Source organism: Paludibacterium purpuratum (assembly GCF_004363805.1).
GTDB lineage: Bacteria > Pseudomonadota > Gammaproteobacteria > Burkholderiales > Chromobacteriaceae > Paludibacterium > Paludibacterium purpuratum.
The window spans coordinates 81,839-97,230 of sequence record NZ_SNZP01000012.1 but is presented as its reverse complement, the minus strand read 5'-3'; the positions used below and the strand labels follow the sequence as shown (position 1 = coordinate 97,230).

General features: G+C 59.1%; 16 protein-coding genes. 6 read left to right on the top strand and 10 right to left on the bottom strand.

From position 1 onward, the window contains the following. Positions 1-2 precede the first annotated feature (2 nt). From DFP86_RS14725 to DFP86_RS14710, 4 genes are read left to right on the top strand one after another with little or no spacing between them, the layout of a single operon-like run. The gene (locus DFP86_RS14725; protein WP_133682572.1) at positions 3-662 is read left to right on the top strand and encodes an HAD family hydrolase; all 660 of its coding nucleotides are present in this window, start codon (positions 3-5) and stop codon (positions 660-662) included. Beyond that, complete coding sequence (locus DFP86_RS14720) at positions 629-1,393, top strand: glycosyltransferase family A protein (protein ID WP_166642284.1); 765 nt, start codon at positions 629-631, stop codon at positions 1,391-1,393. The genes DFP86_RS14725 and DFP86_RS14720 overlap by 34 nt, the downstream gene beginning before the upstream one ends. Continuing rightward, positions 1,380-2,321 carry a capsular polysaccharide export protein, LipB/KpsS family gene (locus tag DFP86_RS14715; RefSeq protein WP_133682569.1) on the top strand — a complete coding sequence of 314 codons (942 nt, stop codon included), beginning with the start codon at positions 1,380-1,382 and terminating at the stop codon, positions 2,319-2,321. The genes DFP86_RS14720 and DFP86_RS14715 overlap by 14 nt, the downstream gene beginning before the upstream one ends. Further along, on the top strand, positions 2,318-3,385 hold the full coding sequence (locus DFP86_RS14710) for a glycosyltransferase family 4 protein (RefSeq protein WP_133682566.1): 1,068 nt from the start codon (positions 2,318-2,320) through the stop codon (positions 3,383-3,385). The genes DFP86_RS14715 and DFP86_RS14710 overlap by 4 nt, the downstream gene beginning before the upstream one ends. An 87-nt stretch (positions 3,386-3,472) precedes the next feature. Here DFP86_RS14710 and DFP86_RS14705 read toward each other — a convergent pair whose 3' ends face one another. Together DFP86_RS14705 and DFP86_RS14700 are read right to left on the bottom strand one after the other, a co-directional pair. After that, positions 3,473-4,351 carry an AEC family transporter gene (locus DFP86_RS14705; RefSeq protein WP_133682564.1) on the bottom strand — a complete coding sequence of 293 codons (879 nt, stop codon included), beginning with the start codon at positions 4,349-4,351 and terminating at the stop codon, positions 3,473-3,475. Between the two features lies 1 nt (position 4,352). Then, on the bottom strand, positions 4,353-5,798 hold the full coding sequence (locus tag DFP86_RS14700; RefSeq protein ID WP_133682562.1) for an FAD/NAD(P)-binding protein: 1,446 nt from the start codon (positions 5,796-5,798) through the stop codon (positions 4,353-4,355). 291 nt (positions 5,799-6,089) lie between these two features. On the opposite strand from DFP86_RS14700, the gene DFP86_RS19480 reads away from it, so the two are divergent. Continuing rightward, complete coding sequence (locus tag DFP86_RS19480) at positions 6,090-6,305, top strand: DUF7230 family protein (protein ID WP_133682560.1); 216 nt, start codon at positions 6,090-6,092, stop codon at positions 6,303-6,305. Here DFP86_RS19480 and DFP86_RS14690 read toward each other — a convergent pair. Both DFP86_RS14690 and DFP86_RS14685 read right to left on the bottom strand, forming a co-directional pair. Further along, the gene (locus DFP86_RS14690) at positions 6,282-6,683 is read right to left on the bottom strand and encodes a type II toxin-antitoxin system VapC family toxin (protein ID WP_243729415.1); all 402 of its coding nucleotides are present in this window, start codon (positions 6,681-6,683) and stop codon (positions 6,282-6,284) included. The genes DFP86_RS19480 and DFP86_RS14690 overlap by 24 nt on opposite strands. A gap of 11 nt (positions 6,684-6,694) precedes the next feature. Then, positions 6,695-6,907 (bottom strand): FitA-like ribbon-helix-helix domain-containing protein, encoded by a 213-nt coding sequence (locus DFP86_RS14685; protein ID WP_133682556.1) that lies wholly within the window; start codon positions 6,905-6,907, stop codon positions 6,695-6,697. 139 nt (positions 6,908-7,046) lie between these two features. Between DFP86_RS14685 and DFP86_RS14680 the strand changes: the two genes are divergently transcribed. Then, on the top strand, positions 7,047-9,353 hold the full coding sequence (locus tag DFP86_RS14680) for an FdhF/YdeP family oxidoreductase (protein ID WP_133682554.1): 2,307 nt from the start codon (positions 7,047-7,049) through the stop codon (positions 9,351-9,353). Positions 9,354-9,365: 12 nt separating this feature from the next. On the opposite strand, the gene DFP86_RS14675 is transcribed toward DFP86_RS14680, so the two are convergent. From DFP86_RS14675 to DFP86_RS14650, 6 genes are all read right to left on the bottom strand, one after another. Next, positions 9,366-10,316: an alpha/beta hydrolase gene (locus DFP86_RS14675; protein ID WP_166642283.1), complete on the bottom strand. Its 951-nt coding sequence runs from the start codon at positions 10,314-10,316 to the stop codon at positions 9,366-9,368. A gap of 130 nt (positions 10,317-10,446) precedes the next feature. Beyond that, the gene (locus DFP86_RS14670) at positions 10,447-11,424 is read right to left on the bottom strand and encodes an HD domain-containing phosphohydrolase (RefSeq protein ID WP_133682550.1); all 978 of its coding nucleotides are present in this window, start codon (positions 11,422-11,424) and stop codon (positions 10,447-10,449) included. Continuing rightward, a complete protein-coding gene (locus DFP86_RS14665; protein ID WP_133682548.1) occupies positions 11,396-14,014 on the bottom strand; it encodes a hybrid sensor histidine kinase/response regulator in 2,619 nt (872 codons plus the stop codon). The genes DFP86_RS14670 and DFP86_RS14665 overlap by 29 nt, the downstream gene beginning before the upstream one ends. Further along, a complete protein-coding gene (locus DFP86_RS14660; protein ID WP_133682546.1) occupies positions 14,011-14,622 on the bottom strand; it encodes a SpoIIE family protein phosphatase in 612 nt (203 codons plus the stop codon). Before DFP86_RS14660 ends, DFP86_RS14665 begins: the two co-directional genes overlap by 4 nt. Next, a complete protein-coding gene (locus tag DFP86_RS14655) occupies positions 14,619-15,032 on the bottom strand; it encodes an anti-sigma regulatory factor (protein WP_243729410.1) in 414 nt (137 codons plus the stop codon). Before DFP86_RS14655 ends, DFP86_RS14660 begins: the two co-directional genes overlap by 4 nt. After that, positions 15,019-15,390 carry an STAS domain-containing protein gene (locus DFP86_RS14650; RefSeq protein WP_133682544.1) on the bottom strand — a complete coding sequence of 124 codons (372 nt, stop codon included), beginning with the start codon at positions 15,388-15,390 and terminating at the stop codon, positions 15,019-15,021. Before DFP86_RS14650 ends, DFP86_RS14655 begins: the two co-directional genes overlap by 14 nt. Positions 15,391-15,392: the final 2 nt, after the last annotated feature.

The following is a 15,392-nucleotide window of genomic DNA, read 5'->3' as shown; positions in this document are numbered from 1 at the left end:
ACATGAACTTCAATCACGCCATTGCTTTGCTGGACTTTGACGGCACACTGATGGATTCGATGGGCGATTTAGTCGGCATGACCCTGGAGACCTTGTCCCACTGGGGCTTGTCCGCGGCGTCGCATGAGGTCGAGTCCTTGATGGGGCAACCTACGGAAACACGGTTGCGCCATCACGGGATGCCGGCCGATCAGTTGGCTCACGCGACGGCTTTCTTCCGCAAGTTGCATGCGCAAAGCCGGTATGCCCGGTCGCAACCCATGGCCGGTGCCGAGCGCTGGCTGGCCTCGACGCCCCATCTGCGCAAATGGGTGGTTTCCGCTTCGCCCGAGTCGGCCGTGCGGGCCGGTTTGAAGTGGCATGGCCTCGATCGTTATTTTGAGCATGTCATGGGTGCGCCGGCGGCGAGCAACCTGGACAAGGTGGCGGCCTTGGCACCGTATCGCGGCAGCTTTGCCAAGGCCTGCTGCTGGTTTTTGGGCGATCAGCAAGGCGACGCCGAGGCGGCCGCCAGCATCGGAGCGCGCTTCGCCTTGATGCACAATCCGCGCAACACGGCACTGGTGCCGCTGGCGGCCCGTGTTTTGACCAATTTCGAATCGCTGCTTGAGACATCACTGGAGGGAACGTGGAATCTGTCGCTGTCATCACACCGACCGTAGGTCGACTGCCATTACTTCAACGCTGCCTGGCTTCGGTGTCGGCGCAGCAATATCAGGGAGAAATCGAGCATGTGGTGGTCGGCGACCATTTGCCGCCGGCCATTGCCGCGTCGACCGACGAAATTTGCCGTCAGTTCGGTGCGCGATTCGTCAACGACAATCGCCCGATCCAGACCCGGTACCAGCCGGTGCGCACCGGCCGCCTGCGCAATTTGGGTATCGAACTCAGTCAAGCCCCGTTGGTGGCGCATTTGGACGATGACAATACCTTCGAGCCCGAACATGTGAGCACGCTGACCGCGCTGCTTCAGGCGCACCCCGAATCCGATATCGCCTACTGCTGGCGGCGCATGCGCCACCAGGATGGGCGCGAAGCGCCGCTCAGCAGCTATCCGTGGGTGCTCAATCATCGCCCTGAAATTGCGCGAGAAGTCTTTCTCATGTTGGCCGAGGAGGGCTTTTTCACCGACGGCAGCGCGGTGATCCGCGACCGGATTCCCGATGCACATGGCGATCTGTGCCACATCGATTCGAGCGAATGGCTGATGCGGCGCAGCGTGTTCGATCGGGTGCGCTTTCGCGAGCAGGTCACGCCGCGCGAGATGATCTACCAATTCTCGGAAGACTATTTGTTTTGCCGGGAAGCCTGGGAAATGGGCATCCGCTTCGAGTGCTCCGAGCGCGTCACCTTGAATTATTTCCTCGGGGGCTATTCCGGTGCGCAGAACTGAGTGCCGGGTGGCATGCGTCGGTTACGATTTTCAGGCTGCGCGCCTGGAGCAGGCGCTGGCGGACACGTTGGACTTCAGCCTAATGCGGACGTTCGACCTGCGCGCGGATGATTACCACGAAAACCTGATGGCTTTCGCACCAGATATCGTGCTGCAGTATGGCTCGGAGACCACCGACGAACCCATGGCGACGCTCAATGAACGCTACCGGGTGGCGCCGCGCCTGGCGCCGACCTGGTTCGCCGAAAATGCCTGGCTGCCGCAAAAAGATTACCTGTATCTCGATGCGCAGGGGGTGGCGGACCAAAGCAGCGTGGCGCGGATCACGGCGGCGCAACTGCCGCCGACCGACCGTCGTCGCCTGGACGACACCTTGGCGGCCTACCGCCATCGGGCATTGCCGGCCGGCGCCGTACCCCGGCGCGGCGGTTTTTTGCTGCTTTGCCTGCAGATGCCCCGCGATACCGTCATTGTCCGTGCCTCGCCCTTTCAGGACATGCAGGCGTTGATCGACGTGGTCGAAAGCGCCTTTCCCGAACTGGCGATCGTGGTTCGACCTCATCCGGGCGACCCGAGCGCATATCGCACACGCCGGGCCGATCTGCGGCGCGACGGCACCGTGGCGGAATGGATCGTTCAGGCGCGTCTGGTGTTGGCGTGCAATTCCACGACATTACTGGAGGCCATGGCGCTCGGCGTGCCGGCGGCGGCATTGGGGCGGGGCGTGTTTTCCAACAAGGGGGTTTGCTGGGAATGGGACGGCGATCTGGCCCACTTGCACACCTGCCTGGATTTTCGCCCCGACAGAGAACGGCTGGATGCCTTTCTGTGGGAGCTGGCCCGGCGTCAAATCCCGCTCAGCGCGGACATGCCGGATCATCGGCCATTCAACCCGGTTTTGCGCGATCTGAGGCAGCGTTATTCATGAAAGTATTGCTATTGGCCGAGTGGCTGCATCACGTGGGCGGTTGCGAGACCTTCATCGCCGCCGTGTGCCAAGGATTGGTCGAGGCGGGCATCGATGCCTCGGTGTTTGTCGTCGCGCCGCCGGTGCACGCGCGCTGGCGTGAGGCACTGGGCGAGCGCTGCGTGGCGGCGGAAGAGGGCGCGGATACGCTCGATGCCCTGCGGGTGCATATCCGCCATCTGAAACCCGACCTGGTGCACGCCATCCCGTTGGAACAGACCGCGTTCCGTTTCGCGGCGTTGACCGACCGGCCGCCGTTGATCGGCACCGAGCCTAGCGACGGTAGCGATCGCTGCCATTGGACATCGGTTTATGGCCCGGCGATGGCGGCAGCGTTGCCGCATTTTGCTGGGATTCACTGCTTCAGTTCGCGCGCGGCGGAAAACCTGCGACGCTGGTTCGGCTTTGACGGGCAATCCAAGCAACTGCCGCCTTTATGTGCTTTCCCGGTTGAAACGCCTTTGTGGCAGCGGCGCGAACCAGCCCGCAGACTGGTGGGTTGGGGGCGGCTGTCGACCGAGAAGGGCTGGACCTTCCTGATCGAATCGCTCGCTGCGATACGCCGGGAATGCGGTCCGCTGACGCTCGATTTGTGGGGAGACGGCCCGTTGATGCCGGTATTGCGCGATCTGGTGGTCAGTTGCGGCGAGCGCGAGCATGTCCGCCTCATGGGTGCCTATCCCAATCCCTTCTGCTTGGATCAGCACAATTACGACATCGCCTTGACGCCCAGCTTTTTCGAAGGACTGCCGTATGCGTTCCTTGAGGCGCTCTGGTGCGGCATGCCGGCTATCGTGACACGGGTCAGCGGCGCGCCGGACTTGGTGGCCGAGGGGCTGCTGTGCCGTTTCGTCGATCCCGGCGACCAGCGCCAATTGGTCGACGCCGTGCGAGGGCTTTACGACAGCTTCGCCTCGCTGGCGAACCATGCCGCGGCGCGGCGCGCTGTCGTGGCCGAGCAATGCACGGCAGCGTCGGTGGTTCCCGGCATGCTCGATCTTTATCGTAGAACGCTGGCCGCTTGAGCTGACGGCCAGCAGTGGCGACGCGAGGACATGTTGACAGAAACAGCTTGCCGATAAGTCCTTGAAGCCCTTCTTAGTGCGGCAGACTCAGCTATGCAGCCACAACACCACCCCTACGTAAACCCCAATCGCCATAATGCTGAGGCATGTGCCGCAGGCGATCATGCTGGCGGAGCGGCCGCTCTTCAAGTAATGCGTCTCAAGTACGATGATATTGGCGGCCGGGGGCAAAAGACCGATCAGATAGAGTGCCGGTTTGTTTTCGGTGACCAGCGTGATGCCTGTGCGCTGACAGATCCAGATGAACAAACTGGTCAGTAAGGACACGGTCAATAGCCGTGCCGCAAATGGCCGCAATGCTTTTTTGAAATCGGACGATTGCAGCGGTGTCGCGGATAACCAGATGCCGAGTATCGCCATGCCGAGAAAGCCCATCAGGAACTTCAGGAAGTCGTATGCCGGCTTCGCGTAGTGCTCGATCTCCGTGCCGAAGGGGATGCAGGCGAGGCCTAGCAACAACGCCCATACCGGTGGCGCTTGGATGGTTTGGCGCAGTCGGGTCCTCAGATCTTGGCCATGGGCCATGAGGCCGACGCCCACCGAGTTGCCGAATAGAGAGCTGCCTACATAAGCGGCGATGATGACCATCGCTGCGCCATCGCCAAACAAGGTGCTGGCGATGGGGAGGCCGAGCCAGCCGATGTTCAGGTAGCAGAAGCACAGATTTTGCACGGGGTCACGCGTAAATATCCGGCTCAGAAGTAACATCAGCCCCATCATGACCATCATGCCGAGCATGATGGCAAAGACGCCGGATCGGTGCGTGGCAATGTTGTAGATAATGACCGACGGAATGACCCATTTTGTCAACAGAGCCGAAGCGCGACCCTTGATCTCAAAAGGCGCTCGGCCCAGCCCAAGCCCAACCAAGAGGTATAAAAGGGGAGTAAAAAGTGAAACGGACATGTTAAATACCTACGGAGTTTTTTTTGGTCATTTCAATGGCCCATTGCCTTGCCCAGTGTCCTGCGCAGCGTGCATTGAACCAAAATGCATTTGTCGAGAATAAACTACCCTTGTTCAAAGGCCCCAAACTATATAGTCCTGGCACAGGCTTGCCATCCACCTGGCATTGGAAGGTCAGCGGATGAATATCGATGCCTCCGCAGGGGTGGGCTTCAATGAGCTTTTGTGCATTTAGATTGCGCAATAAAGGCGAGTCGATCGCATCCAGCCGATTACTGCCCCCTGTGCCATCGACCAAATACCGGGCACGGATAGTTTTTCCGGAAGTGCTCTCCAAGACGAACTGCCCATTTTCCCAATACGGCGGTTTGTGACCACGATGGATGTGCAGACGCTGCTCTCTGGCAGCTTCGGCCAATTCTGCGATGACCTCGTAAGGAATGGGATGCCGCCAAGCCGCCCAACCAGCGCCATAATTGATATTGAAGGAAATGCGGTCTGCAATCGGCATCGAGCGCCAGAGTTTATGCATGTACGGTCTGGTGGAGACCAGAATATCTTGATAAGGCAGATCCGCTGCCTGGGATCTCTCCATCAGGTATTCGAAGTATCGTGCTGGGCCGAGCCCTCGCAAAATCTGCATTGCCGGTACTCGCTCCCCACCGTCCGACAATAGCTCGCACTCTTGTTTGAGCGTTTCCAAAAAGTGCTGCAATCGCACGGAGCCATGCTGTTCTTTCAGTAATGTGCCCCAGTTCAAAACTTTCGGTGTGTAACGGTTTTCCTTGGTCAAACAGGTGGGGGCAAAACCTTGTCTCGAGAAAAGATGGATCTCGTTGTTCTTTTCATGATTCAAGGAGCGGAATGCATCGACAGCCGTCAGCCCCGAGCCTGCCACCAAAACCGGTTCACCCTTGGCCTTGGCAAATTCGCTGTGGTGATCGATGAAGCCCGGCAACGCCGACAGTTGCTTGAAGGGGGTGCCGTGCAGAGATCCTAGACAGAGCATGACCTTGTGCGCGCTAACGGTTTGGCCGCTCTCGCAGTGTACTTGGTAGCCCAGCGTATCAGCCTTGACGGCTTGAACGGTTTCGCGAAACTCTTCGATTTCCAACCATCCCGAGCTGATGATGTCCCGATAAGTCTCTTGCAAAAAATCGGAATACATCAATCGGTTGGGGTAGAGCTCGTTGGCATTGCCCTTGGCATTCATCCAGTGTGCGAAGCCGGCTGGCTCGCTGTTGGAAATGGAGAGCATGCTGGGAGGCGTATTGACTTTGTGGACGGCGTCGGCATCGCCGAACGCTTGCCCACGGGCAAAGTCTGCACAGGGACTAAACAGAGCAATCCGCGGGGTTTTTGCTCCCGATGCGTAAACTTCATCCTGAATTTGTTTGAGCAGGCTGACTCCAGTCGCCCCAAACCCGACAATGGCAAGGTCAAACAATTTTACCCCTTTGGCATTAAATGGCGGTGAATTATATTTTCACAAAATGACGTTGTCAATAATGACAGCGTGCCTTTAGTACAGGCAGGATAGCGGGTGAATATGACAAGAAGTCGTGGCCGGCAGCGATGGTTATTTGGTTCGTATAATGCATATTATGTCAAATACGGTATGCGCCTCCATCTCGGTGCTTCCGATGGCTTCTGCCGTCCCGCCATCCTTTGGGCTGCTCTGGACAGGATCGATCAACTGACATAGGATGCGGATCGTTTTCCACCCACAGGATGTGCCATGAGTAAAAAACAGCAACGCACCAACCCGGTTGCCAAGTTTGCCCAGCAGTTCCAGCGCTGCAGTGCCTTCGCCGATCGAAAGAAACGACAGCGGCAAGGCTACAGCAAGCACAAGAAGGCGGAAGTTTTTATACTTCCGCCTTTTATTTTGTCCACGGTTAGAGTCCTCCGAGCACAGACTTGCGGCAGCTTACTCAAAGGGGTTGGTCAGTAGAACGCCTGTTCCTTGAAAGTCGTCAATATTGCGCGTCACTACGGTAAGATCGTGAATAAGCGCAGTCGCCGCGATTTGCTTATCTACCGCGTTATGATTGTGCGGCGACATCAGTTTTCCCCACACTTGAGCGCAATCCGCGTCAAAATCCAGAATGCGTTTCGCGTACTCTCCACATACTATCAAGAGCCAGGCTTCGAGTTTTGTGGCCTGAAGTAAATCGCCGCGATATTTCAGATTTTCGATTCCTCTTCGCAGTTCGCCAATCGAGATGGCCGACAAATAGATGTCTTCCTCGCGGGCGGTCTGCCAGAATTTCCGTACGCCGAAATTAGCTTTCACCCCTTTGCGCGCTTCGCTGATGACATTTGTGTCCACGAGATACAAGGTCAACTCCGGCTTCGTTCAAAATCGGCGTCTTCGCCAACATTGGGCATCTGTGCCAAAACCTCCGAAAAGGATCTTCGCTTTGGCCGTGCCAGCACTTCCTTCAAGATGGCACGATGCTCTGCCTCCATACTGCGTCCATGCTCAGCGGCCTGTAACTTTAAGGCGGCAGCCACCTCTTCATCCACATTCCTAACCACCAAGTTAGTTGCCATATTGCCTATCCTTCAATGCAAGCATCAAGGGTCCATCCCCCCTTTGGATGGTGTTGAGAATCTTTTTCAACTAGGCAGACGGCTGTTTCGACGATATATTCCCTATATCAATATCTAATAAGCATGATGGAGCCGCTGCGTGAGCGAACACGATAAACCAGGGCGTATTGCGCCCTATCCTCGCCCCGCCGGCGGCTGGGATGCGATCAAATTTTCTGCCGCCAGCTTGCGCCAAGAAAAAGTTGTGCTCGGCAACCTCAAGGCATTTCTCAAGCAAAATCAACCCCATGGATTCGATTGCCCTGGCTGCGCCTGGCCTGAACGTCGACACACCAATCGGCTAGAATTCTGCGAGAACGGCGTCAAGGCGGTGGCGGCGGAGATCACCAGCAAATTGGTTACGGCTAATTTCTTCGCCCGCCATACCGTGACCGAATTGATGCGGCAGTCCGATCTCGAGCTGGAGCAACATGGCCGCCTCGCCGTCCCCCTACGCTACGATCCGACCAGCGACACCTATCGTCCCATCGAGTGGGACCAAGCATTCGCCTTGATCGCCGAGCAACTGCATGCGCTGGACAGTCCTAATCAAGCCTCTTTTTATGCTTCCGGCCGTACCAGCAACGAGGCGGCCTATCTGTTTCAACTGTTCGCGCGCCTTTACGGCACCAACAACTTTCCCGATTGCTCGAATATGTGCCACGAAGCCACTAGCCGCGGGCTTCCCGGAACGGTTGGCATTGGCAAGGGTACGGTAACGCTGGAGGATTTCGAACTTGCCGATGCCATTCTGATCTTCGGTCAAAATCCCGGCACTAATCACCCGCGTATGCTGGGCGAATTGCGCGACGCCGCTCGGCGCGGCGCCACGATCGTTTCGATCAATCCCTTGCGCGAACGGGGGCTGGAGCGCTTTTCCAGCCCGCAGCATGCCGCCGAGGTGCTGGCCGGTGGTAGTACCGAGCTGTGTTCTCTCTTTATTCGTCCGAGTCTGGGTGGCGACTTCGCCTTGATCAAAGCCATGGCCAAACGCGTGGTGGAGCTGGATGACGCCGCGTGTGCCACCGGCGGCGAACGGGTATTGGATGTGGCGTTTATCGAGACGCACACCGTCGGCATCGATGAATTCCTGGCCGATCTGCGCCAAGAAAGTTGGTCGCTGTTGATCGAGGAGTCCGGCGTGCCGCGCGAGGAGATCGAACGGTTGACGCAGCTGTTCGTGCGGGCCCGCTCGGTCATTGCCACATGGGGTATGGGCATCACTCAGCATCGGCGCTCGGTACCGACCATTCAGCTGCTGTCGAACCTGATGATGCTGCGCGGCCAGATCGGCCGGCCAGGCGCCGGGCTGTGTCCGGTGCGCGGCCACTCCAATGTGCAGGGAAATCGCACCGTCGGGATCGAGGAGCGCCCGACGGCGGCTTTTCTGGATCGTCTCGCCGCGGTGTACGGGTTCGAGCCGCCGCGCGAGCACGGCTTGGATGTGGTCGCCACCATTCAGGCGATGCTGGCGGGTAGCGTCAAGGTGTTCTTCGGGTTGGGCGGTAACTTTGTCATGGCCGCGCCGGATACCCCACGCACTTTCGAGGCCATGCGTCGTTGCGCATTGACGGTGCAGGTCGCGACCAAGCTCAACCGCAGCCACTTGGTGCACGGACAACAGGCACTGCTGTTGCCGACGCTCGGCCGTAGCGAGATCGACCTGCAAGAAGGCATCGAGCAGAGCGTCACGGTGGAGGATTCGATGAGCATGGTGCACTTGTCGCGCGGCTTCAAGCCGCCCGCCTCCGACCAGTTGCTGTCGGAGGTGGCGATCATCGCGCGGCTGGCCGAGGCTGTCGTGGGGAACCGCCTAGTCGATTGGCGCGCGCTCGCTACCGATAACAGTTTGATTCGCAATCACATCGCTCAGGTCTTCGAAGCGTTTACCGACTACAACCGGCGTGTGGCGGCGCCGGGCGGTTTTCATTTGGGGGTGGCTTCGCGCGATCGGGTTTGGAAGACCGCCTCGGGTAAGGCGCAGTTTGTGGTTCATCCACTCGACTTGGATACGCCGATTCACCGTGCACGCCGGCAATATGGCGACCAGGCGATGGTGCTGATGACCACTCGCTCGCACGATCAGTACAACACGACGATCTATGCGCTAGACGATCGCTACCGCGGGGTATATGGCCAGCGTGACGTTGTGTTCGCCAATCGGCGGGATATCGATCGGCTGGGATGCCGTCCGGGAGATCGAGTCGATTTATCCACGATATGGGATGACGGCATCGAACGTCGTCTCAACGGTCTATTGTTGGTCGAGTACGATATACCGCTTGGCTGCCTGGCCGCCTACTTTCCCGAGGCTAACCCGTTGGTGCCGCTCGATAGCGTCGGCGACGAAAGTAATACGCCCACGGCCAAGTCGATTCCGGTGCGCATGTTGCCGCATCTCGACTAGCGACCTGCCCCTTCAGGCCATGCGCATGCGCGGCGCGACAGCGGGAAAGAAACCGGGAATGCTGTGTTCGGCAGGTTTGGGAACGCCGATAGGCAGAGCGACCTCGATGGATGGGCTTGTCGCGGCTTGAGCACGCTCGGCGATAAACCGCCCCGCTTCGCAGGCGACCAAGCTTTTCTGCTTGTCGACCGTAATGACATGATAGCAATCGTCGAGGATGATTTTCTCGATATGAGTCGAACCGAGATGTCTTTCCAGATAGTCGGCGTTGCGGGGGCTGGCGACATTGTCTTCGCGGGCATGCAGGATCAAGGTCGGCGCGGTGATCTGACCAAGACAATTCCGCGTCGAGCGCATCAAACCACGCATTTCGCGAATACTGTCGGCCGGCGTCCGGTTGTAGGCTACGCGCGATTTTTCGCCCATCTTGGCAGACATGCGCTTGCGCATGCCCTTGTGCTTGATGCCGAAATTGCCGCCTTCCTTGTAGGACCAGAGGTGCTTCAGCGGCGTGTAAAGCACCAGCGGCAGCAAAAAGCTATACCAGGGAATCGACGAGCCGTCATACGCCAACGTGGTCGACATGGCCACAACCGAAGCCACGCGATGCCGCTTGCGTGCCGCGAGTTGCAAGGACAGCAGCGAGCCCATGCAGAGTCCGGATACGGAAACCCGCTGATGGCTGGCGCTTAGCGTCTCAAAATGCTTTTCCGCTGCGGCGTACCAGTCATGCCAGGTTGTCGCGGCCAAGTCCGCCACGGTGCGCCGATGGCCGGGCAGAATCGGAATGCGCACGGTGTAACCTTGCTGGTTCAGCGATTTGGCGACGTGCATGACCTCGAAGGCCGATCCGGCCAGGCCGTGCAGCAGTAGTACGGCATGCGGCCCGCCATCCAACTGAATAAAATCGACGGTTGTGCCCAGTTGCTCGGTATCGATATGCAGAGGCTGGCGAGTGTCCATGGCGCGCGTATCTTTGGAAGATGATGGCGCGATGGTACGTGGGAAAATTTCACACGTCAATCGAGACGGCATCGACGGTGCATCAAGTTTGACTTACATCAATGGATGTATGTCGAACGACTATTCCGGTTCATGACTGCCACATGGCTTTGATTTCCAGTATTTTCGGCAATATCGACACAAAGGTGGCGACCATGTTCGGGTCGAAATGTCCGGGATCGCCCTGCTGAATCATCTGCATGGTCTGCTCCAGCGGCCAAGCTGCTTTATAGGGCCGCTTCATGCTCAGCGCATCGAATACATCGGCCAAGGCCACAATGCGTGCCGATGTCGGGATGGCCTCGCCGACCAAGCCCCCGGGATAGCCGCCACCATCCCAGCGTTCATGGTGACAAAGCGCGATTTCGGCCGCCATCTGAAAGACCGGCGCCGGGCTGCGGATCAGGATGTCGTGGCCCATTTGGGCATGGGTTTTCATGACCTCCCATTCCTCAGGGGTCAGCGGCCCGGGCTTACGCAAAATCGCGTTGGGAATGCCGATCTTGCCCATGTCGTGCATCGGCGAGGCAAGCTCGATCAACCCACACGCTGCCGCGTCCCAGCCGCAGGCTTCGGCCAAGGCGCGCGCATAGGCGGCCATGCGCCAAATATGATCGCCGGTATCGGTATCGTTATAATGCCCCGCCTCGCCCAGCATGCTGATGGCGTCGCGATAACTGCGCTCCAAGGTCGTGGCGCGCACCAAAGAGAGATGGGTGCGCACGCGTGCTTGCACAATCGCCGGCATGATCGGTTTGATGATGTAATCGACCGCACCGGCATCGAAGCCGGCGGCCTCATCGCCGATGTCGGCCAAGGCGGTGACGAAAATCACTGGAATCGCCTCGGTCGAGGGGTTGGCTTTGAGCTGACGGCAAACGGTATACCCGTCCATATCGGGTAAGCGGATATCCAGCAGGATCAGTAGCGGTTGATGTTGGATTGCCTGCGCCAGCGCCTCCGCCGCGGTGCGCGCATAGACCAATCGGTATGTCGGACTCAGTACTTGATGCAATGCCGCCAAATTGCTGGGCTCATCGTCAACCAACAGAATCGGGCCGGTGCTCATGATTTCCATCCTTGAGGACATCGAATTCCTCTACCAAGCGTTGTACTCGCGTCGTTGCCGTGCGGAAATCGAACTCGTCGATACTCGATTGAATTTCCGCGTAGCGGCTTTCCGGCAACAGCCCAACGAGGGCGGATAAGGTCGTGCGCGCAGCGTCGTAATCGTCCGCGGCACAATACGCCAGTAATTGCGTCAGCTGCGGCATGACGCTTTCGCGATCCGGCGGCGCGGATTGTTGCAGGTCGGGGATGGGGAGCTTCGATGCCAGCAGCGCAATACTCGCCAACGCCACATCGAACGCGCGCTGCAGCGGTGTGAAGTTGGGTTTTTTTTCGGGATAACGCGTCATGGCTATTTCTAGTTCGCCGGCAATGCGCGCGATGCCGGTTAAAGCCAAGTTGCCGGCGGCGCCTTTCATTTTGTGGATCAATGCCTGGGCGGCGGCGAGATCCTTATTTTTATAATGAAGGGCTAATTGCTGGGGACTGTTGGCATAGTCCGTGGCGAATTTAAGCAGGAAGTGGTGAAAAACCGCGATATCGCGCCAAATACCCAGGCCTTTTTCTAGATCGATGCCCGGCCACTTTTGTGCCAGCGGGTTGAGCGGCGCCTCGACCCGAGTGTCGGCGGCCGCGGCCGCGGTCGCCGACTCGATCGATTCGGGTTGGCAACCGGTCAGCGTTTGAATGGCCTCGACCAGCTCATCGACATCGAAGGGTTTGGCGACGAAGGCATTCATTCCCGCCTTGGCGGCGGCATCTTGCTGACTCTTGAAGGCGCCGGCGGTCAATGCCACCACCGGCAAAAGCGCCAGCTCCGGCATCAGTCGAATACGTTTAGTGGCTTCATAGCCGTCCATCTTGGGCATCTGCACATCCATCAGCACGATGTCCACCGTGTTCGGCTGGGTGCAAAGCCAGTCGATTGCCTCTTGCCCGTTGATGGCCAAACTCACCTCGGCGCCTTCGGCGGCCAATATCCGTTGAGCCACCTCGCGATTGATGTCGCTATCGTCGACCACCAGGATGCGTACGCCTGGGCAGCGTCGGCCGAAATGCCTCTTCGCGAGCGGCGTGCCGCTGTCGCGGCGACGATTGCCCTGGGCCTTGGCCACTGCGTTATAAAGGCAAGAACCGGTCACCGGTTTGCTCAGCACCGCATCGGCCAACTGGGCTTCCGGGTGTTGAAGCAGGGCTTGGCGGGAATAGGCGGTCGCCATCATGACAATCGGCGGTGCTCGCCCGCCCATGGCTTGCCGAAGATATTGCACGGTGGCCAACCCATCCATGTCCGGCATTTTCCAGTCGATGAGCAATACGTCATGGGCTTCATGCTTTGACAGCAGGTGTTCGATGGCCATTTCGCCGGACGCGACCGCAGTGGCTTGCCAGCCCAACGACTTGGCCGTTGCCAGCAAGCTTTCGCGTGCGATTTCGCTATCGTCGACCACCAAAATGTCGAGACGCGCCATTTGCGGCGCAGCCAAATGCTCAATCGGCTGCCATGCCAGTGGTATCGTGAACCAGAACTCGCTCCCCTCCCCTGGCGTGCTGTTTACGCCGATTTCCCCGCCCATTTTGGTGACTAGATGCCGGCTGATGGTCAACCCAAGGCCCGTTCCGCCGAAACGGCGCGTCGTCGAGGCGTCCGCTTGGGTAAAAGCGGAAAATATTTGCGCCTGTTTCTCGATGGGAATGCCCATGCCGGTATCTTTCACCGAGAAGCGCAAGGTGACGTGATGCGCATCTTGCGCCAGCACCGACACGGAGATCGCCACTAAGCCATGCTCGGTGAATTTGATCGCATTTCCGGTCAGATTGATCAGGACCTGCTGAATGCGCAGGGCATCGCCTTGCAGGTTGTCGAGGCCGGCAGGCGGCGGGGTGACCACCATTTCGATATCTTTGTCGCCCGCATAGCCGCCCATGATGCTTGCCAGGTTGTCGAGCACATCGGCCAGGCGAAACGGCGCCGACTCGATCTCCAGTTGCCCGGCCTCGATTTTGGATAGATCGAGGATGTCGTTGATGATGATTTGTAGCGCCTGGCCGGCGGTACGGATTTTTTTTACCCATTCCGCGGAGTCCGCATCCAAGGCGTTCTGCTCGAGCAGATAGGCAAACCCTAGAATGGCATTCATCGGTGTGCGTACTTCATGGCTCATATTGGCCAGAAATTGGCTCTTGCTGCGGGTGGCGGACTCCGCCTGATCGCGCGCTGCCGCCAATTGGAGTTTTTCCGCCGAGAGCCGTTCTTCGCTGAGATGCAGTGCTTGGTTGGCTGCAATGAGGTGGCGATTGCTCTCGCGATAGCCTCGCACCATGATTTCAAAGGCGGACAGGCTTTCGACGAAAAACTCGCCGGCGCTGCGGGCCACCTGGGCGGGAATGCCGGTCGCTCGCTCCTGGGACAGTGCGCTGCACAAGGCTTGATGGTGCATGATCGCCATGTCGAGCACATTGACTTCCGCGCCCAGGGCCAGGCGGCCGATTTCATAGGCTTCGGCTAGCGTGGCTTCGCTTGGCGACTCCGCGTGCTGCGCCATCGCGGCAATATAGCGGCGCGAAACCTCCAGGAAGACTTCGCTCATGGCGCCCCCCTGTAGCGTGTGACCAGCACCAGCGCATCGTCGGTTTGCTTGCCGTGTCGGGCTAGAATGCGATCGGCCAGGGTTTGCGCCGCTTCGTCGCGGCTCAGGTCTTGCTGAAAGCTGCTGGCCACGCCGTCGGTGGTGAAAATCAGCACGTCGCCGGGAAATACTTCAAGCCGGCAGACTCGCAGCGGCGGCAGGCGATAGCCGACGACACCCCCGCGCGGCAGCAAGGAAGCACTACCGGTTTCCTTCCTGGCGCGTAGCACTACGCCGTCGACATTGCCTACGCCGATCCATTCCAACAGGCCTGCCTGGGTATCCAGATTGGCGGCGCTCATGGCGACGCCGCGGGTTTTTCTCAATGCCTCGTGGCAATAGGCGATTTGCGCCGCCAAGGGGGAGCCGGCGTGTCGCGCCAAGGTGGCGACCGCGATCTGGGCGGCCAGGCTGGCCTCCGGCCCGTGTCCCAACCCATCCACGGCGGCGATGAGCATGCCTTGCGTAAAAGGCGCTAGGAGGTAGTGATCGCCACAATCCGCCGCGCCATCCAAAGCGCTGAACGCCACGCCACAGTCGAGCACCTCCAGGCTTGCCGGCGCACTCATTGCCGAACCCATTTGCGCATGGTGACGATGGTGCCCACGCCCGGGGTGGAATCGATTTCGAAGTCGTCCATCATGCGCCGCGCCCCCGGCAACCCGAGGCCAAGGCTTTTACCGGTCGAATATCCGTCTTGCATGGCGAGCGACACGTCGGCAATGCCCGGGCCTTGGTCGCGCGCGACGATGACGATCCCTTGTCGCCCGGCTTCCTCTACCGCGCTAAACAACAATTCGCCAACCTGCGCATAGACCACGATATTGCGTGCGATCTCGGAAACGGCGGTGGCGATCAAAGTCAGGTCGCTGCCGGAAAAGCCAATCCGCGCGGCGATTTCGCGCCCGCGTTGGCGAGCCGTCACCACATCCACGTCATGCTGAATGGCGATACTTTCCTCGGCATCAATCGCGCCCACCGCTCGCCCCCTCGCTGGTTGCGAGCAGCGCCAGGCCTTCCTCCAGATCGAGCGCGGTCTCGACGCCTTCCATGACCAAGCCCAACTGAACCATGGCAAATGCCACTTCAGCTTGAATGCCGACCACAATCGTTTTCGCGCCGCGCAGCCAAGTGGTCTGCGCGATGCCCCGTAGCGTTCTGCTGGCAAAGGAGTCGAGCACATCGAGCGCGGAAACGTCGATCACCACCCCGTGAGAGCGGCGTTGCCCGATTTCCAGTGCCAGTTCATCGCGTAACTGCAGAAGATCGCGGTCTGTCAGGGCAGCATGTATGCAGACCACCAGTACGTGGCCTTGCTTCAAGATCGGGATTTGCACCT